Raw genomic sequence first — 18,756 nt, 5'->3', positions numbered from 1 at the left:
ACAATTTAAGCAATTAAGAGTTGAGTAACGTTCTAAAACAGAACCTACTCAGCTTTTTTCTCATTAACTAAAACAATGAAAATATGTTTTGACATTCCCTCAAAAAAGCGTATGATAAAAACATACCGATTGAATTTTTTTTTTAGAAGGAGAGATTACAATGGCTAAAAAATATACAGCAGAAGAAGCTAAATCATTAATTCTAGATGTTTCAACAAAACTATTTATCGAAAAAGGCTACGAAAAAACATCTATTTCGGATATTGTCAAAGGTTTAGACGGTTTAACCAAAGGAGCCGTTTATCATCACTATGGATCTAAAGATGAGATCATAGATGCCGTTATCAGACGATTTATTCCCAATGAAGCAGCCTTAACAACAATCATGGAAAAAGATAAATTAAATGGATTAGAGAAAATTCAGGCTTTGTTATTTGAAGGAATGTTTAACAGTGAAGCCAATCAGTCTCGTATCCTTAGTTTTACGTTATTAGATAATCCTAAATTCTTTTCAATGTATATTCGAACGATGAATGAAATCATGGCACCATTAGTAGAAACCTGTTTAATTGAAGGAAATAGCGATGGATCAGTCACAGTTGAGCAACCGAAGCAAATGGCTGAATTAGCGATCTTGATTTTAAGTACGTGGTTTATTCAAGCGTTGTTTCCAAATACAGTAGAGACCTTTTTTGAAAAATTAATGGCTGCCAAAACGATGCTTGAGAATACTGGAATGCCGATTATTAGCGATGCGTTTTTAGAGAAACTTGACCAACAAATTATGATAAAGGCGGCAGAATTAAATGATCAAAAAACTGAAAACTAAATCACTAGGCATCAGACTATTACAAGGATTAGGCAAAATAATCTTATCGATAATCACTATCCTAATTGTGTCCTTGTTGATTACCTTTACGATTCACCAGTTAAGTTTAAAAAGTGAAGCAAAACGAATTGAGTCGTATGGGGAGAAATTAAAAGTCTTTGATGGTGAGATGAATATTGTCGATGAAGGTGAAGGAAAGAAAACTATTTTACTTTTACCAGGGCAAGGAACAGCTAGTCCTTATTTAGATTTTAAACCGATGATCGATGAGTTGAAGAAAGAGTATCGTGTGGTTACGATTGAGCCATTTGGCTATGGATTAAGTAGCCAAACGAATCGACGTCGTAGTGTTAAAAATATCGTGGAAGAAATCCATCAAGTAGCCAAAGAACTGAACATTTCTAAATACACGTTGATGGGACACTCGATTGCAGGTCTTTATGCGGTGAACTATACTCAGGTTTACCCAAATGAAATGGAAGGCTTTGTGGGAATTGATTCTAGCACACCAGAACAACCTTGGCCTGGCATTGATATGTCAGTCTTTGATTTCTTAAAAACAGCAGGTGTTTTTCGAGCGTTGATCAAAGTGAATCCAGAAACGGGTTTAGGCGTGAGTCAAGATAACCCTGACTTTGAACAGATTAAGTTATTGACAATGAAGAACATGAGTAGTCCTGCGATGAAAGATGAGCTTCAAGAATTAAGCAATAGCTTCGCTGATTCTCGTGGCTTAACGTATCCAAAAAATATGCCTGTTTTATTATTTGTTGCAGATAATGATATGAATCAAAAAAATTGGCTTGAGATGCATCAAGATCAGGTGAGAGGCTTAGAAAAAGGAGAATTGATTCAATTGCTAGGTGCCCATTATTTACACCATACGAAAATGGAAACAATCGTAAAAGAAACAACAAAATTTTTGGAAAACTGATAGATTTGAGGAATGACTATGAAAAAAATAGTTAAGGTTTTAGGTATTTTAGTCGGAAGTTTATTATTAGTTGTGTTTCTTGTTTTTGTCGGGATTTACACAAATAATAAAATCCAACTACAAAACAAAACTAAAAAAATTATTCCTTATGGTCAAGAAGTAGAAGTGGAGAACAAATCTCTACGTGTTCAAGTGACGGGGTAAAAAAACAATGGTGTTGTTACTAGGTTTGTACTTGATTTCAATTACTAGCGAATGAGTTATGAAAAGATTATAAGGTTGTCATAGTGGAATATGCCTTAAGTGATGATACGGATAAGGTACGGTCAATTTAGTATTTAACGAATGAGCTTAATCAAGCGTGGAAGCAGCTGAATATCAGCTCATATCAATTGGTAGGACCTTCGATTTCTGCAGTCTATTCACTTGCTTATATAATGAGTAACTAAATGAAGTGAAAAGCTTTATTAGGATTGATAGTAGTTTGCCCGACCAAGGTGGAGCGGATGATAATCAAGGTGTGGCAATTAAGTTATTGAGTCAGAGAGGTATCTATCGTCTATTCTCTGATATCGATCCGACCTTTTTAAATGCCCCTAAGCTATCGAAAGCAGACGCTGAACAATTTAAATATATTTCTTTGAAGAACATTGGCAATAAAGCGACCTTGAATAAAGGAGAAGTAGTGCAAGAGAACTTTGATAAGGTGGCTAAATTAACTTATCCAGCTCAGCCTAAGAGTACTTACTCAGTTTTTTTGTTTTGATTCTATTTTTCTTAGTATAAATAAATTAATAGCGAGAATCAAGGCGAACAGAGAAAAAAGCGAGCAATAATTAGATGATCTAGTGAAGCATAAAATAAGTCAATTTTTTTCAGGCATTCTTTTAAGCTCAACCGCTTCAATCAGCGTTAACACTTGTTTTGCCCATTCTATAGTATCTATATTCTTTTCCCAAATTCCATCACGAACTAAACAAACTGCATGGTAATAGTATCTATATACTTGTTTAGTCCAATTTTTAGCAATTGTAATTATCTTCAAATCACTATCATATGATTAGAAACCAGAAAGGCGAAAAAATCATCCAAATTAACTGGGAAATAATAAATCTGAAAAAGGAATTGATTTGTGTCATAAGCCATAATACAATGAAGGTAACAAAAAATTGACAGCGTTTTTTATTGTAAATATAGAACTTCATTTTTTTTAAGAAGAAAAAAGTCAATATTTTATGAAAAGTAGGTGCAATTAATGACATCAACTAAAAACAAAAATTCTTTCAGCGTGGGTAAACAAATCCCTTTTTCACTATCACAATCTGAAATTAAATTACCGCCAGCACTTACAGCTCGCTTTGATCTTTACCCAGAAAATAAACGACGTCCTGTTAATAAGACAGTATTCAAAAATGAGTACTTCCAATTAACCTATAACATGAAAGACAACTCGTTGAATATATCATCTCAAGGAGATCTCGTCTATTCAGCAATTCCATATGATACCGCAAGAAATTATATTCAACGTGCAGCGATTCAATATTTGTTGTATCCTGAAGCAGCTCGTCAATATATCGAATCGCATAAAAAAAATTTAGAAACGTATCTTAAGCTAAGTATCTTTCAAATAACAAACAAACGGGTGAATAGGAACTCTCCTAAAGTGGTTCAAGCGTATAATGCGATACTTGAAGATCCGTTACTTGAGATTCAGATTTTAGGACGTTTACTGCAGCATGATGAAACAGGAGCACTTTCTGCAAATCTTGCGGGAAAATTTTTATTTAGTGAAAATGTAAAAACAGGAATATCTGGCTATGTTTCAGAATACCTTCACTTTGCTGTTCAATTGACTCAAACCCTGCCGATAATGACTGATGGGAAAACTATACGACTATTAGAATCGGCGTTGCAAGACGATGCTATTGCAGATAACCATTTAACTTTTGAATCAGATATTGAAGCAGCGTTAGCTTTACTACCACAAGATGTAAAACAAACGATAAAAAATTCAATCGTGATCAGGAAACAAATTGTACCTGGAAATAATAAGTTACTCTTACGGTCAGAGTTTGGCAAGGAATTGTCAGAGGTCAGAAAAAATTACGTGGCCCATAGTGTTGATCCTGGAGAATTGGAACAGTATTTTGAAAATGTTCTTCCAGAAGAAAATACAAACTTAATAAATGTGGTTTCTGACATTCATACAACGGCTGGAAAACTTCCGTTCATAAATAACAATTTTAATATCTTGGCGGGTGATTTACACGATTCTCATCTAGAAGAAGAGATTGAAGGACTCTGTGTTATAGGGAATCATGACTTAGTATATGTATTGCCAAAAAGTGAGAATAAAGAAAATGAAGAATGGCAGAAATGGCGACCGTTTTTTAAATATGAGTGGTTTCAGGAGTTGGTGTTAAATCCTGATGATTCTTGGTACAAGTTACCTATCGGAAATCATATCTATTATGAATGTGTCAAAGCCGAACTCGAAAAGCGATTTCCTAAAATGAATGTGTTAAATAATAATAGTATCATCCATAAAGGCATTCGCTATATCGGATTAACAATTCCTGTTGCACTAGCGAAACGAAAAAAGAAACAACAAGCGTTTATCTTCAAATCGTTAAAGTACCTACTAAATGAAGAGCATAGCATACCAACTGTGATAGTATCTCATGCACCGTTGTTTAATGAACTTAGTATGCTTTCTCAAAATAGTCGAGCTTATGAAAAAAACTATGTATGTTCAGAGCCAAAAATTATGGCGTTATTTGAACAATTTAATATAATTGGTGCTATTCATGGGCATCATCATATACCAGCATCCTCAGGGCGTTATAAAATTGTGAATTTTGCAGGCAAAGAGCTTTTTGTAGTGTGTTCAATTTATTCCAAAATGAATACAGGATTTGAGCTTACACATCTGCTTGAAGTGGAAAATTAGATAACAAGATAATTGTGTCTATGCATCTAGTAGCACATTGAGCCGACTTTCAAAAGGTAGAATTTTGGAAGTCGGCTCAATGATTTATTTTTATAAATTATTATTTGGTCATACTCACGCTTCAAGTTCACTATCTTTCTAAAAATATGCGGAACAACCAAATTTTCTTCATTGTAAAGATTTTGCTAAATTATCAGTAATATTTTTTAGACTGTCTCGATAACTAATTAAAAAGTCGACTAGCGAATCTTTTCCAACAAGACGTTTATTCCCGTATTGTTCATATTGCTTTTTTTGTTCTTCAAAAGAAGCATCGTATTGTTTTTTCTGTTCTTCGAAAGAGGCTTGATCATACAAAACAGTATCTTTGATCAGACTTTCGTAATCAGAAAAATAGTTATTGATGATGGCTTGGTACATCGTTAAATAGTCTTGATATGTTTTTATAGATTTTATTGTTTGATCCGACACATCTTCAGGCTCAAATGCTAATGATTGTGATTCTTGAGATGTCGCGATTTCTTCTTTTTCTGTACTAGAAGAAGATGACGTAACAGTAGAAGAAGATTCCTCAGTTGAACTGGTTTCATTTTTGGTTCCATCAAAGTCATGATCAGAGTAGCCAACAATTATCGTTGCTCCTTTATCGGCATAAAATCCATGTTTGTCACCAACCTCTTTGGTGTCATAATATTTGACAGAGCCTTGGTCACTAGAGATTTGGTTACATTCTCCTTTTCTTAAAAAACGTTTATTATACTTAGCTGCTTCATCAAAATTAGCAACGACAAATTTGGGTTTCAATCCAACCGAATCAAATTCAGCTGTAACCTGTTCTTTTGTTTTAAAATAAGTTTCAGGAATTTCAACTTTCCCCTTCAAAACAGTTTCTGCGTTTTTAATAAGCTCTTCATTTTTATTTTTTTCAGATTGTCCACAAGCGGAAAATAGTAATAATCCGGCGAATAGACATATCATAATTCTTCTTTTTTTCAACAGTTTACGCTCCTTTTTACTTTAATCATTCATACGCTTTTTCTTTGGCAAAAGTAATAATATAACAATCGGGATAACCAAAAATAGTATCATCGAATTCATTGCCCGAGCATCTGAATTTGATAAGTTAAAAAGATTATTTTGCCAATTGTTAATAAAGATTCCTAAGGCATCATATTTATTCATTGTATAAAATAAAGCGACACTACCCAGCATGTCTAAGATAATAACAATGATGCACAGAACTTTGACAATTTTACCAACCACATTTTTCATTTTTCAATTCCTCTTTTCGAGATATAATTTTGTTACAAAATGATTATACCATGACTTTTTTAGCTAGTTGTATCAATTTATGAAACTAATTCTTAAAAAAATGATTCATAAAGTATAAATAAATATCGAATATTAGTATGTATAGTAAAAGATATAGAGAATTTTCACCTAAACCTTCTAATGAGCTATTAAAAAAGAGCACTATCATGGCTGTAAATATTCATTTTTCCATTTATCAAACACGCATTCTATGTCAAGTGACATGCACCGTTTAGCACATTATATTGGTGGAAAACAAGTGGCGCTGCAAGTGTTAGAACGAACATTAAATTTTGTTAAATAGTGTTATTATTGGTGGATATGAATTATAGTGGTTACTTATTGTTATGTCGATCGCTTGCGGTTACTCAAGTTTCAATAAAAAAATTCAATTTATACCGCCAGCTTAATTTAAATAGATTGACTATTTTTAATCATAAAAGTAAGCAGAAAATCAATTTCTACGCTGATTTCCTGCTTGTATTTCTGTATTGACTTGACAGATTCTTGTTCACTTTTTGATATTGTTACTAAATTGAATTATACTTTAACCACGAATCGAATTTTCTATTTCGATTAGTCTAAAAGGGGTATGAAGATGAACATAGAAGATGTTATGAGTAGATTAAAGGAACTGGGAACAGAACAGACTAAAAAGACTTTACGTAAATATGGCGCAACAGAACCTTTTTACGGCGTGAAAATAGGGGATTTAAAAAAATATCTTGTAAAAGAAGTTAAAAAAGATCAGAATTTAGCTTTAGCCTTGTTTGATACAGGTAATTCTGATGCACAATATTTAGCAGGTTTATCCATACAACCTAAACTAGTAACGAAAGAACAGTTACAGCATTGGGGTGAGAAGTCTCATTGGTCAGCAATTAGTGAGGCAATTGTGGCAAGTGTTGCGGCAGAAAGTCCATTTGCGCTGGAATTAGCTCGAGAATGGTTAACATCGACAGATGAGTTGATTGAAAATACTGGTTGGTGTTGCTATGGAAAATATATTTCTATTGCACCAAACGATCAAATTGATTATAAAGAAGTGGCCAATCTTTTAAAGAGCGTAAAAGAGACGATCCATCATTCTCCAAAAGGTGTTCGCTATTGTATGAATCAATTTGTAATTTATGTTGGTGTCCATTATTCTCCTTTACTAGCTGAGGCACAAAAGGTGGCAGAAGAAATAGGGGAAATCACAGGATCATTTGGCGATGTTTCGTGTAATGTTCCGCTTGCATCTAAAGCCATTCAAAAGACACTTGACTCAGGTAGAAATGGCTTAAAGAAAAAAAGAGCTGTGTGTTAGAAAACAAAGCTCAAAGTTAAATTGAATGAGAAGAGTAAATTGTTTTTTGTGGTTGCGTTTTCAAAAAATCTATGCTACCATAAAGACAATTAATAACAGGCATGTGACTGGTAAGGCAGGCAGGACCTAAATAAAGCATTTTTCAACAGAAGGAGTTTCACTCTGATGAATGTTTTATTTAGTTTCTGTCTGTTTTTTGCGTAGGATTTGGCCAATTTTGCGTAACTAATTATAAAGGGGAAATAACGATGAACTACAAAGAAACTGCTACGTCGATTCTAAGTTTGATCGGCGGAAAAGAAAATATTTCACATCTTGAACACTGCTCAACGCGCTTGCGATTTACTTTAAAAAATAATGATTTGGTGGAAACTGAAAAACTTGAAAAAGTTCATGGCGTAATTGGTGTACGGCAAAATGTTCAATGCCAAGTCATTATTGGCAATGATGTTGTAGAAGTTTACGATGAAATGAAGGTCCTCTTAGGAGAATTACCTCAAAACGATGGTCCAAAAGAAAAACAAAAATGGGGAACAGTGCTACTAGACTTTGTTATTTCCATTTTTCAGCCACTCATTCCAGCAATAGCCGGCGGAGGTGTATTAAAATCATTATTATTACTCGCTTCAGTAACAGGACTGATGAGCGATCAAAGCCAAACGTATCAAATTCTTAATTTGATTGGTGGTGCACCATTATATTTTCTTCCAATCTTAGTTGCGATGACAACAGCCAATAAATTAAAAGTCAATCAATTAGTTGCTGTGTCAGCAGTTGGCGCCTTAATTTTACCAGATTTAACTACGATGTTAACGGAAGGCACAAACTTTCTTGGTTTTGGTTTAACCAATATTGCATATGCGTCACAAGTTTTCCCAGCTATTTTAACAGTATTGTTTTATGCACAAGTTGAGAAGCTTTTTACAAAATACTCACCTAAACCAATTCGGATTTTCTTCGTACCGATGATGAGTTTATTGATTACAGTACCAATTGCTTTACTGATTTTAGGTCCACTTGGCTATAATGTTGGTACCGTTTTTTCAACAGTTATCATTTGGTTATATACTCATTTTGGTTGGGTTGCGACGGCTGTATTAGCAGCAGTTTTGCCATTTATGGTCGTGACAGGGATGCACAAAGCTATGATTCCATATGCTGTATCTTCCATGAGTGAAATTGGGGCGGAATTACTTTATTTACCAGCTTCTCTTGCTCATAATATTGCTGAATCAGGAGCTTGTTTTGCGGTAAGTATCAAGACGAAAGATCAAAAGTTGCGGTCTACTGCAGTATCAGCGGGTATTTCTGCATTATTCGGGATTACAGAACCTGCTTTATATGGTGTCACGATTTTAAATAAACGTGTTTTATATAGTGTGATGTTTGCAAGTTTAGTTGGTGGTGGTTTTGCCGGTATTATGGCGATCAAAGCATTTGCTTTGGTTGGTCCTGGTTTAGCGAGTATCACAATGTTTGTAGACAAAGTGAATCCAATGAACTTGATCTGGGCATTTGTTACGTTAGGAATCTCTTTTGGTGTAGGGTTTTTGTCTGTATTATTTGTGTACAAAGATGAAACAGCTTTAGAGATAGCTGATGGTATGGAAATGAGTTCTGAATCAGGAATTGAACAATTGATCAGCCCAGTTGCTGGTAAAGTTATTTCTCTGACTGAAGTAAATGATGATGTTTTCTCAAGTGGATTGATCGGTGACGGAATTGGGATTATTCCGGAAGATAATGTTTTGGTTGCGCCAGAAGCAGCTGAGATCACTATGGTTTTTGAAACAAAACATGCATTAGGCTTAAAAATGAATAACGGAGCCGAGATTCTTTTTCATATTGGTATCAATACTGTGCAATTAGGTGGTGAGGGGTTTGAAGCTTTTGTAAAAGTTGGTGATAAAGTAGTCAAAGGGCAAAAATTGATGGCTTTTGATTTAGCTAAAATCAAAGCTGCTGGATTTGATCCAACAATCGTTTGTGTTGTAACGAATAAAGAAGCCTATCATGTCCATTCATCTCACTATTCAGAAATGGTGACGAATCAAACAGATATATTGTCAATTGTACCAATTATATAAATAAAGATAGTTTTAAGGGCTTCCCTTAAATAGTTTAAACGAGGAGAACAGTATGAATACAACAAATGAATTTCCAAAAGATTTTTTATGGGGTGGCGCAATCGCTGCAAATCAAGTTGAAGGAGGCTGGAATCTTGGTGGAAAAGGCTTATCTGTAGCAGATATAGCCAGTTATAAACCTCATGTCGATAACAAAGATTATGCTGCTCATATGACTATTTCGACTGCTACAATCGAAGCAGCAATGGCAGACAAGACAGATAAAGATTATCCAAAACGTCGTGGGATTGATTTTTACCATCGGTATAAAGAAGATTTGGCATTATTTAGTGAACTAGGTTTTAAAACGTTAAGATTATCGATTGCCTGGACGCGACTATTCCCTACAGGCGAAGAAGAAGAGCCAAATGAAAAAGGAGTTGCCTTTTATCGTGATGTTTTCAAAGAAATGCAGCACTTAGGAATCAAGCCTATTGTTACTTTATCCCATTATGAAATGCCACTGGGACTTAGTTTAAACTACAATGGTTGGGTCGACCGTCGAGTGATCGATGATTTTGTTCGATTTGCAACAGTTTGTTTTGATGAATTTGGTGAATATGTAGAATATTGGTTAACCTTCAATGAAATTGACAGCATTCATCGCCATCCTTTTACAACGGCTGGAATTGTTCCCGATAAGTGTTCACCAGGACAAGAAGAACAAGAAATTTATCAAGCTTTGCATCATCAATTTGTAGCGAGTGCTTTAGTCACAAAAATTGCCCATGAAAAAAAACACAACAATAAAGTAGGGTGTATGCTGACTAAATTAATGACTTATCCCTTAACCTGTGCACCACTTGATGTAGAGTTAACCTTAAAGAAAAATCTTGAAAATAATTTTTATGCCGATGTACAAGTTAAAGGTGAGTATCCTAAAATGATAGAAAAATCTTTAAAAAATAAAGGAATCAACATCAAAATAACGCCAGAAGAACGTCAAATTTTAAAAGAAAATACGGTTGATTTTCTTTCGTTTAGTTATTATATGTCAATGGCAGAATCTGGTGATCCAAATGCTGAAAGAACACCGGGGAATACAGTTTTAGGTGTCAAAAATCCTTACTTACCTTCAACTGATTGGGGCTGGCAAATTGACCCTAAAGGGTTGAAAATTTCCTTGATTGAACTTTACGATCGCTACAATGTACCAATGATGATCGTAGAAAATGGCATGGGCTCTGTTGATTTAATAGAAAACGGTAAAATCCATGACCCTTATCGTGTAGATTATTTTAAAGCTCATTTTCAACAAATGAAAGAAGCAATCGATGAAGGGGTTGATTTGATAGGGTATACTAGTTGGGCCCCAATTGATTTAGTTAGTGCAGGAACATCTCAAATGTCAAAACGCTATGGTTTTATCTACGTGGATGCAGACGATGAGGGTAATGGCACCTATAATCGTTTTAAAAAAGATTCTTTTGATTGGTATCAAGAAGTTATTGCAACAAATGGCGCAAGTCTAGCGAAGTAGGAGACAAGGAGTGGATCTTGATGATCTTGGTGAAAAAAGTATTGAATTCAAGTGTCGTACTTGTTGAAAAAGAAGGACAAGAGATGATTGCGTTAGGAAAGGGAATTGGGTACGGTAAAAAAATTGGTGAGGCGATTTCTGATTCTTTAGTCGATAAAATATTTTTGCCAATCGAAGCAAAGAAATCGTCTCAATTTGCTGAATTAGTTGATGAAATTCCAATGCAATATTTTGAAATCACCAAAGAAATCGTTGCAATTGCTGAAGAAGAGTTACCCTACCGATTGAATACTAGTATTTACTTAACTCTTTCAGATCACTTACACTTTGCTGTAGAACGTACCGAAAAAGGCTTGAATGTTTCAAATCGTTTGTATTGGGAAATCAAAAATTATTATCCGAAAGAGTTTCTTATTGGTGAAGTTGTTCTCAAAGAAATGAAGGCGAAATATCAAATTGAACTACCAAGTGAAGAAGCGTCAAACATTGCTTTTCATTTGATCAATGCGCAATCCGACGATCATGAGGATCAAGCTGGTTTGAAAAAAGCGAAATTAGTTGGCACGATCGTCAATATGGTACGATACTCCTTACATCTGGAAATTGATACGAATTCTGTTCATTATACCCGTTTCATAACCCATGTTCGCTTTTTTGTTGATCGTTTTTTCAATAATGGATTACTTCGAGAAAGGGAAGATGAACTGTATCGTCAAATGTGGTCACTATATCCAGGCGCAATGGATATTGCAACGAAAGTGAAAAATTATATCGATCAAACCTATCATACACAGATACCAGAGAATGAAATTGTTTATTTAGGTGTTCATATCAATCGTTTGATGAATCATTCAGCAATTGATAATGAGTAAAAAAATTATGCTAATAGTTATGAAGTTGGGACAGAAGCATATTTTGGTAGGAATTGCTTCTGTTACAACCATTTATTCGGATGCCTTAAGGGTGAGATATAACTCGTAGAGTTATGTTTCACCCTCTTTTATTTGAATAAAAAAGAAACAGTTAACGTTATTCAGAAGTGCTTTTTGTTAGTAAACACTCAATATAAAGTCGAAAACGATGCGCTAAAAAATCAATCAACAGATGACAAATTCCAGAAGAAAACTTCATCATCGGTCCATCAGATTTGGCTAAAATTGAAAAATTTAAAAGAGAATGCTCATTTAACCAATTCTTTTCTGTCACAGTGATCGAAACAATCGGTGTTGCTTTTAGTAGAGGGACTGTCATTAACTCATTGATCTGAGAATTATTTCCTGAACCAGAAAAAACGATAATAAGATCATGTTCATTAATATTATCCAAAACGATATTAGCAAGTTCAACATTACTATTTCCTGGAATCAAGGTACAAACAACATTCATCTTCAAAAAAGCACGAGCAAAGTTTTGAGCTTGAATCTGCTGATCTGTTCCAGTTGCTAAAAGATAAATCTTAGGTGTATTTCTTAATAATTCAAAAAAACTGATCAAAGTATCTTCCTTGATATTGGATAAAACGGTATTTAAGTAGTCAGTTAAATGATCAATTGAAAACATTTCGTGCAAGTTATCTTGTACACCGTGCCAATCAATTAAATATTTAAATTCACTATAGCCTTTAAAACCAAGTTTTTGCACGAATCTCAGTACGGACGATTTAGAGGTATAGCTGTATTCAGCCAATTTTGTAATGCTGGTTTCGGGAATAAGTTCTTGATGGTTGTAAATATAAGCACAGATTGTTTTATCTGTATCGCTGAAATTTCCCATTTTATTTTGTAAAAGTTGTTGGAATTTCATTTTTGTATCCTTTCCCAATACCTTGGGAAGCTTCCCCAAGATTGTGTAGAGTATTTATTTTTTATCTTACCATAGTTATGATGGATATAGGAAGCGCTTCCTGAATGGATAGAGATCTTGAAAAAGAGTAAATAGGAATAAGGGAAAAGTTGCTTTAGGTCTATGATCTCTCAGATCTTTACGAGCCTGCGACGCATTCAAATTTAGGAGGAAACTTAAATGAGTTATGAACCATTGGCGAAGACTATTGTAGAACTTGTTGGTCAAAAAGAAAATGTTAAGAGTGTTACACATTGTGCAACACGTTTGAGATTTAAGCTGAAAGATGAAGAAGTCGCTCAAACGGATGAAATCAATCAACTAGATGGTGTGGTAACAGTGATGCAAAGTGGAGGGCAGTATCAAATTGTAATAGGAACACACGTGAGTCAAGTTTACGCACATGTTTTATCTGAACTTGATCTGCATCAAGGTGAGTCAGAACCTATTTTAGAAGAAAACGCTGATGATCAAGAAAAAGAAAGTTTATTTAATCGTTTGATTGATATTATTTCAAGTGTATTCACTCCAATCCTCGGTATTTTAGCGGCATCTGGGATGATAAAAGGGTTAGTCGCAATTTTACTTGTATCAGGTATCGTTACACCTGAATCAGGCACTTATCAAATTTTATGGGCAGTTGGCGATGCATTATTTTATTTCTTTCCGGTAGCTTTAGGATATACCTCTGCTAAAAAATTCAAATTGAATCCATTGATAGGGATCGTAATAGGGTGTGCACTCCTTTATCCAAATCTAGCAAATCTGATTGGTACGCCTGCTCCTTCAATGATGTTCCAAGGAACGTTATTTGAAGCACCGGTCTATTTCAAGTTCTTAGGTATCCCAGTTTTGATGATGAGTTATGGGCAATCAGTGATTCCAATTATTTTGGCTACATTTTTTGCGGCAAAGTTAGAGAAATGGTTACAAAAAGTTTGTCCTGATATCGTTAAAATGTTTTTTGTTCCATTTTTCACCTTAATTATTGTTATTCCATTGACGTTTATTATGATTGGGCCAATTGCAACTTGGGCAAGTTCACTATTAAGTTCTGCAGTGCTTTGGATTTATAATGTGAGTCCTCCATTAGCTGGTGCAGTGATTGGTGGTTTGTGGCAAGTACTTGTAATGTTTGGTCTGCACTGGGGCTTTATTCCTATCGGGCTGTTGAATATTCAATCTTTTGGTTATGATCCAGTGATGGCGTTAATGTTCGCTGTGCCGTTTGCTACGATGGGCTCTGTTTTAGGAGTCATGTTAAAAACGAAAGATAAAAAAGTAAAATCATTATGTGCACCATGTTTTATCACAGGGATTTTTGGTATTTCAGAACCTGCGATTTATGGGATCACGTTACCAAGAAAAACACCGTTTTATTGCACTTTGATTGCTGGGGCTGTCGGTGGTTTGATTATGGGTTTTTCTGGATCTAAATCTTATACTCAAGGAGGTATGGGGATTTTTGCATTGCCAAATCGAATCTCAGAAAAAGGCTTAGATATGGGGTTCTATGGAAGTATTATCGGTATTATTGCCGCGTTCATCGTAGCGTTTATTTTAACATTTATTTTTTGGAAAGAGACGAAGACAAAGTCTAGTTAAAGGAGTTGAGAGAAATGAAAGCAATTATGCTTATGTTCGATACCTTGTCTAAAGCTTATTTGCCAAACTATGGGAATACCTGGGTGCATGCGCCTAATTTTGATCGACTTAGAGAAAAGTGTATGACCTTTGATAATTTTTATGGAGGAAGTATGCCTTGTATGCCAGCAAGAAGAGAGTTGCATACAGGTAAATACAATTTTATGCATAGATGTTGGGGGCCATTAGAAGCGTTTGACTATTCAGTTTTTGAGAAATTAAATCAAGAAAACATTTATACTCATCTGATTACCGACCATTCTCATTATTTTGAAGATGGCGGCGCAACGTATCATAATCGGTATTCTTCATGGGAAGGGTTTCGTGGGCAGGAAGGAGATCGTTGGATGCCACGACTGGATTCTATGGAAGATCAGAATAAAAATCCATTAAATAAACCAGCAGATTCTATCTCAAGAATTCAACATCTTGCTAATCGGACCAAAGTCAAAAAAGAGTCTGATATGTCAAGTGTCCAAGTAATCAACGGTGGGTTGGATTTCCTACAAAAAAATCATGAAAAAGATAATTGGTTTTTACAACTGGAGTGTTTTGATCCCCATGAACCTTTTTTTGTGCCAGAGAAATATCGTGATCTTTATAAGTTGACTGAGACAAAAGATATCCCGTATTGGCCGGTCTATCAACAATTATCTGAAGAAGATAAAAAGTACTATCAAGGAGATATTTATGATATGCAAAAGGAGTATGCCGCATTGATCAGTATGTGCGATCATCATCTCGGACGTGTATTAGATTTTATGGATGAACATCAAATGTGGAATGATACATTATTCATTGTGAACACGGATCATGGTTTTCTACTTGGCGAACATAATTGGTTAGGGAAAAATATCGCGCCAATGTATGAAGAGGTAGTTCATATTCCGTTTTTCATGCATTTGCCGCATCATAAATTAAATGGTCAAAGAATCGACGGATTATGCCAGACAATCGATTTACCACCGACGTTGGCAGAATATTTTAATGTTGAGGCTTTTGAAAATATGGATGGTCGTTCCTTATTCAACCTTGTGAATCAACAACAGGAAAATCATCAAAGTATTTTATTTGGCACAAACGGCGGTCACGTCAATTTATTCGACGGGCGTTATACGTATATGAAAGCCTCGGCTAATAAGGACAATATGCCACTGGTCAATTATACATTGATGCCAACTGTAATCAGAGGTTTTTACCCAACGACGGCACTAGAAAATATCTCTTTATATGATGGGGATTCTTTTACGAATGGATTGCCATGTTTGAAAGTACCGTTGTGTTCCTCCTTTGTAAATTCATTTGATATCGGTTCGCTGATATTTGATCTTAAAACAGACTCAGAACAAAATATGCCAATTAAAGACCAAGCACTTCAAGAACAATTAGATAAAAAATTGATTCAAAAGATGAAAGAAGTAGGTGCACCAAAAGAAGAGTTTATAAGATTAGGGTATAAAGAGTCACTTTAAAATGGAGCGACTTAAATTTGAAATAAGTTAGATTTGAGTCGCTACATTTTTTTAAATTGGAGGAGATAAAAATGCAGTTGATTCCAAACGGAACGTTTATCATGGGAAATACAGGCTTAGAAAATGGTTTTTTTGAAGATGCTGAAACACCAACGCATCAAATGAATGTCTCACGTTTTTATATGGATGAAACCACTGTGACAAACGAGATGTTTCAAAAATTCATCAGTGAAACAGATTACCAGACAGATGCAGAACTTTTTGGAAATTCAAGTGTTTTCTATTTACTTATCCCCGAAGAAAAACGAAAACGATATCAGCCAGCAGGGAGTATGTTTTGGTGGCTGATTGTTCCAGGTGCGTCATGGAAACATCCAGAAGGCATAGATAGTCAAATCATCGATCGAATGGACCATCCGGTTGTCCATGTTTCCTATGATGACGCTCAGGCTTATTGTAGATGGGCAAACAAACGATTACCAACGGAAATAGAATGGGAGTATGTTGCTAAAAATCAACAAGATAGCTTGTATCCATGGGGGAATGAGTTATTAAAAGAAAATCAGCATCATTGTAATATTTGGCAAGGAAATTTTCCATTTGAAAATACAGAAGAAGATGGCTTTATCGCAACAGCACCAGCCAAGTATTTTGAAGCAAATAGATATGGAATCTACCAGATGATCGGAAACGTGTGGGAATGGTGTGACAATGCTAGTAAAATCCCATTGGCTGATTTAGCAAGTGGAAATATAAAAAGCGGTCCCGTAAAAGATGAATTTGCGATTCGTGGAGGATCATTTTTATGTCATCAGAGTTATTGTAAAAGGTATCGCGTATTTTCTAGGAATGGGGCATATCGAGAAAATACAACAAGTAATATGGGGTTTCGCTGTGTAAAAGATTGATATTGGAAAGGATTACTAGGAATGCGTAAATTAGCGGTTATGATCAAACCTGCATCTTCTTTGTGCAATATTCGCTGTAAATATTGTTTTTATGCAGATGTGACCGATAGTAGAGAAGTAAAATCTTATGGAAAAATGAAACCTACCATTATGAAAATAATGATTGATCAATTACTGTTGGATCTAACCTCTCAAGATCAGCTGACGATCACTTTTCAAGGCGGAGAACCAACGCTAGCAGGTTTCGCATATTTTCAGTCTTTTGTTGATTATATGAAAGAAAAAAACACGAAAAAAGTTTCAATACAATATACGCTTCAAACCAATGGTATTTTGATCAACGAAAAATGGTGTCAGTTTCTCAAAGAGCATCATTTTTTAGTAGGACTTTCAATCGATTGTTATCAATCGATTCATGATCGAAATCGTGTCGATCATAAAAGAAAAGGAACCTACCTCCGAGTAATTAAGACAAAGAAATTGCTTGAAAAATATGATGTTCAATACAATGTATTATGTGTGTTGACCAATGAACTAGCTCGCTATCCACACAAAATATATCGATTTATAAAACAAGAAAAGATTGAATATATTCAATTTATTCCTTGCTTAGGTAATCTAAATGGAGAGAAGTCGGTTTATGAACTAACACCTCAACGTTTTTATCATTTTTACCATTTATTGTGGAAATTATGGAAACGAGATTATCTAGAGGGAAAGTATCAAAGTATTAAGTTTTTTGATGATTTAATTGCCTTGATTGGCGAGCAGCGTGTGAGCGCTTGTGGTTTGATTGGTCAGTGCCAGCCGCAATACGTGATTGAATCAAATGGTAATGTCTATCCATGTGATTTTTACGTCCTAAATCAACACCTAATGGGGAATATTACGGAAAATTCGTTAAAAGATTTGTATAAGAGCTACATAATGAAACACTTCTTAACAGAACCAAAAAAGTTTTCTAAAAAGTGCGAAGAATGTCCGTTTATTTCTATGTGCATGGGTGGATGTAAACGAATGAAGCATTCAATGTATTTAGATAAAGAAGAAGCATATTGTGGGTTTCAATCTTTTTTAGGGACACATGGACAAGAAATCGTCCAATTTTTTGGAAGGAATTGATTAGAGTAAGGAGCATGTTATGGGGATTTATCTGATTTACTTTATTATTGTTTTACTATCAAATACAGTAGGGGCAATATCTGGAATGGGTGGTGGCGTTATTATAAAACCCATGTTAGATGCAGTTGGTTATCATAGTTTACAACAAATTGTCCTGTATTCAAGTATCGCTGTTTTTACAATGAGTATTTCGTCAACAATCAAACAAGTAAAGAGTGGCACAAAAATTAACATTAAAGAGATTATGTATCTATCTGTTGGTGCAATTGTAGGGGGATATGTAGGAAATAATGTGCTGGATTCTTTACTAAAACATAACGAGGACAGTCATGTATTGGCCCTACAAATTTTTATCACGATCATAACATTAGGTTTATCATTGATTTATGTTAATATGAAACAATTTCATTTCTATTGTAGAAAGAGTCTCTCTTTTCTTTTAGCAGGCTTATTTTTAGGGACGATCTCCGCTTTATTGGGTATTGGTGGCGGACCGATCAATGTTGCTTTATTGACGTTGTGTTTTGGTTTTTCTATTAAGCAAGCAACAGTTTATTCAATTGCCACTATATTTTTTGCACAATCTACACAATTGCTTACCTCTTTTTCTAAAGGAGATTTTTACTTATTAGACATTCGATTCTTAGCAATTATTCTTCCAGCGGCATTATTAGGTGGTTATTTAGGGGGTACCTTTAACAAAAATCTCTCTGAAAAAAGTGTTTCCTATCTTTACAGTGGAACAATAATTATTGTGCTGTTACTTAATGTGTACAATTTAATTAGTATTTATTCATAGAGAAATGATATGAATAGAAACAGCTAATAA

The 18,756-nt window shown here is 34.7% G+C and carries 17 protein-coding genes; 14 read left to right on the top strand and 3 right to left on the bottom strand.

Annotated elements, in window-relative coordinates; genetic code table 11:
* Positions 1-160: 160 nt before the first annotated feature.
* The 5 genes from IGJ02_RS09895 (at position 161) to IGJ02_RS09875 (ending at position 4,713) form a co-directional block, all read left to right on the top strand.
* Entirely contained in the window at positions 161-829 is a 669-nt protein-coding gene (locus IGJ02_RS09895) for a TetR/AcrR family transcriptional regulator (protein ID WP_430601867.1), read from the top strand.
* Entirely contained in the window at positions 807-1,763 is a 957-nt protein-coding gene (locus IGJ02_RS09890) for an alpha/beta fold hydrolase (RefSeq protein ID WP_430601866.1), read from the top strand. Before IGJ02_RS09895 ends, IGJ02_RS09890 begins: the two co-directional genes overlap by 23 nt.
* A gap of 18 nt (positions 1,764-1,781) precedes the next feature.
* Positions 1,782-1,967, top strand: a complete 186-nt coding sequence (locus IGJ02_RS09885; protein ID WP_430601865.1) for a hypothetical protein — start codon at positions 1,782-1,784, stop codon at positions 1,965-1,967.
* 280 nt (positions 1,968-2,247) lie between these two features.
* Positions 2,248-2,529, top strand: coding sequence for a hypothetical protein (locus tag IGJ02_RS09880; protein WP_430601864.1), 282 nt, complete (start codon positions 2,248-2,250; stop codon positions 2,527-2,529).
* Positions 2,530-3,018: 489 nt separating this feature from the next.
* Entirely contained in the window at positions 3,019-4,713 is a 1,695-nt protein-coding gene (locus IGJ02_RS09875) for a metallophosphoesterase family protein (RefSeq protein ID WP_430601863.1), read from the top strand.
* Between the two features lie 168 nt (positions 4,714-4,881).
* On the opposite strand, the gene IGJ02_RS09870 is transcribed toward IGJ02_RS09875, so the two are convergent.
* A complete protein-coding gene (locus IGJ02_RS09870) occupies positions 4,882-5,709 on the bottom strand; it encodes a hypothetical protein (RefSeq protein WP_430601862.1) in 828 nt (275 codons plus the stop codon).
* A 21-nt stretch (positions 5,710-5,730) separates the two neighbouring features.
* Positions 5,731-5,985 carry a hypothetical protein gene (locus IGJ02_RS09865; RefSeq protein ID WP_010763396.1) on the bottom strand — a complete coding sequence of 85 codons (255 nt, stop codon included), beginning with the start codon at positions 5,983-5,985 and terminating at the stop codon, positions 5,731-5,733.
* A gap of 637 nt (positions 5,986-6,622) precedes the next feature.
* Between IGJ02_RS09865 and IGJ02_RS09860 the strand changes: the two genes are divergently transcribed.
* The 4 genes from IGJ02_RS09860 to IGJ02_RS09845 all read left to right on the top strand — a co-directional run bounded on the left by IGJ02_RS09860 (position 6,623) and on the right by IGJ02_RS09845 (position 11,811).
* Complete coding sequence (locus IGJ02_RS09860) at positions 6,623-7,333, top strand: DNA alkylation repair protein (RefSeq protein WP_430601861.1); 711 nt, start codon at positions 6,623-6,625, stop codon at positions 7,331-7,333.
* Between the two features lie 248 nt (positions 7,334-7,581).
* Positions 7,582-9,420, top strand: a complete 1,839-nt coding sequence (locus IGJ02_RS09855) for a beta-glucoside-specific PTS transporter subunit IIABC (RefSeq protein ID WP_430601860.1) — start codon at positions 7,582-7,584, stop codon at positions 9,418-9,420.
* A gap of 52 nt (positions 9,421-9,472) precedes the next feature.
* Positions 9,473-10,939 (top strand): glycoside hydrolase family 1 protein, encoded by a 1,467-nt coding sequence (locus IGJ02_RS09850; RefSeq protein ID WP_430601859.1) that lies wholly within the window; start codon positions 9,473-9,475, stop codon positions 10,937-10,939.
* A gap of 20 nt (positions 10,940-10,959) precedes the next feature.
* Positions 10,960-11,811, top strand: coding sequence for a PRD domain-containing protein (locus IGJ02_RS09845; RefSeq protein ID WP_430601858.1), 852 nt, complete (start codon positions 10,960-10,962; stop codon positions 11,809-11,811).
* Positions 11,812-11,968: 157 nt separating this feature from the next.
* On the opposite strand, the gene IGJ02_RS09840 is transcribed toward IGJ02_RS09845, so the two are convergent.
* Positions 11,969-12,742, bottom strand: a complete 774-nt coding sequence (locus IGJ02_RS09840; RefSeq protein WP_430601856.1) for a MurR/RpiR family transcriptional regulator — start codon at positions 12,740-12,742, stop codon at positions 11,969-11,971.
* Positions 12,743-12,961: 219 nt separating this feature from the next.
* Here IGJ02_RS09840 and IGJ02_RS09835 point away from each other — a divergent pair, with 219 nt between their 5' ends.
* The 5 genes from IGJ02_RS09835 to IGJ02_RS09815 all read left to right on the top strand — a co-directional run bounded on the left by IGJ02_RS09835 (position 12,962) and on the right by IGJ02_RS09815 (position 18,726).
* A complete protein-coding gene (locus tag IGJ02_RS09835; RefSeq protein WP_430601855.1) occupies positions 12,962-14,386 on the top strand; it encodes a PTS transporter subunit EIIC in 1,425 nt (474 codons plus the stop codon).
* A 14-nt stretch (positions 14,387-14,400) separates the two neighbouring features.
* Complete coding sequence (locus IGJ02_RS09830) at positions 14,401-15,897, top strand: sulfatase (protein ID WP_430601854.1); 1,497 nt, start codon at positions 14,401-14,403, stop codon at positions 15,895-15,897.
* A 71-nt stretch (positions 15,898-15,968) separates the two neighbouring features.
* The gene (locus IGJ02_RS09825) at positions 15,969-16,805 is read left to right on the top strand and encodes a formylglycine-generating enzyme family protein (protein ID WP_430601853.1); all 837 of its coding nucleotides are present in this window, start codon (positions 15,969-15,971) and stop codon (positions 16,803-16,805) included.
* A 21-nt stretch (positions 16,806-16,826) separates the two neighbouring features.
* Positions 16,827-17,927, top strand: a complete 1,101-nt coding sequence (locus IGJ02_RS09820; protein WP_430601852.1) for an SPASM domain-containing protein — start codon at positions 16,827-16,829, stop codon at positions 17,925-17,927.
* Between the two features lie 19 nt (positions 17,928-17,946).
* A complete protein-coding gene (locus IGJ02_RS09815; RefSeq protein WP_430601851.1) occupies positions 17,947-18,726 on the top strand; it encodes a sulfite exporter TauE/SafE family protein in 780 nt (259 codons plus the stop codon).
* Positions 18,727-18,756: the final 30 nt, after the last annotated feature.

This window comes from Enterococcus sp. DIV0724b (assembly GCF_050531475.1).
Taxonomy (GTDB): domain Bacteria; phylum Bacillota; class Bacilli; order Lactobacillales; family Enterococcaceae; genus Enterococcus_L; species Enterococcus_L haemoperoxidus.
The sequence above is the reverse complement of the archived record's forward strand: the minus strand, read 5'-3'. Positions and strand labels throughout refer to the sequence as shown.

Coding starts and splice junctions, on each gene's coding strand:
- IGJ02_RS09895 (WP_430601867.1), top strand. CDS start 161: ATGGCTAAAAAATATACAGCAGAAGAAGCTAAATCATTAATTCTAGAT.
- IGJ02_RS09890 (WP_430601866.1), top strand. CDS start 807: ATGATCAAAAAACTGAAAACTAAATCACTAGGCATCAGACTATTACAA.
- IGJ02_RS09860 (WP_430601861.1), top strand. CDS start 6,623: ATGAACATAGAAGATGTTATGAGTAGATTAAAGGAACTGGGAACAGAA.
- IGJ02_RS09835 (WP_430601855.1), top strand. CDS start 12,962: ATGAGTTATGAACCATTGGCGAAGACTATTGTAGAACTTGTTGGTCAA.
- IGJ02_RS09840 (WP_430601856.1), bottom strand. CDS start 12,742: ATGAAATTCCAACAACTTTTACAAAATAAAATGGGAAATTTCAGCGAT.
- IGJ02_RS09875 (WP_430601863.1), top strand. CDS start 3,019: ATGACATCAACTAAAAACAAAAATTCTTTCAGCGTGGGTAAACAAATC.
- IGJ02_RS09820 (WP_430601852.1), top strand. CDS start 16,827: ATGCGTAAATTAGCGGTTATGATCAAACCTGCATCTTCTTTGTGCAAT.
- IGJ02_RS09845 (WP_430601858.1), top strand. CDS start 10,960: ATGATCTTGGTGAAAAAAGTATTGAATTCAAGTGTCGTACTTGTTGAA.
- IGJ02_RS09855 (WP_430601860.1), top strand. CDS start 7,582: ATGAACTACAAAGAAACTGCTACGTCGATTCTAAGTTTGATCGGCGGA.
- IGJ02_RS09850 (WP_430601859.1), top strand. CDS start 9,473: ATGAATACAACAAATGAATTTCCAAAAGATTTTTTATGGGGTGGCGCA.
- IGJ02_RS09865 (WP_010763396.1), bottom strand. CDS start 5,985: ATGAAAAATGTGGTTGGTAAAATTGTCAAAGTTCTGTGCATCATTGTT.
- IGJ02_RS09830 (WP_430601854.1), top strand. CDS start 14,401: ATGAAAGCAATTATGCTTATGTTCGATACCTTGTCTAAAGCTTATTTG.
- IGJ02_RS09825 (WP_430601853.1), top strand. CDS start 15,969: ATGCAGTTGATTCCAAACGGAACGTTTATCATGGGAAATACAGGCTTA.
- IGJ02_RS09885 (WP_430601865.1), top strand. CDS start 1,782: ATGAAAAAAATAGTTAAGGTTTTAGGTATTTTAGTCGGAAGTTTATTA.
- IGJ02_RS09815 (WP_430601851.1), top strand. CDS start 17,947: ATGGGGATTTATCTGATTTACTTTATTATTGTTTTACTATCAAATACA.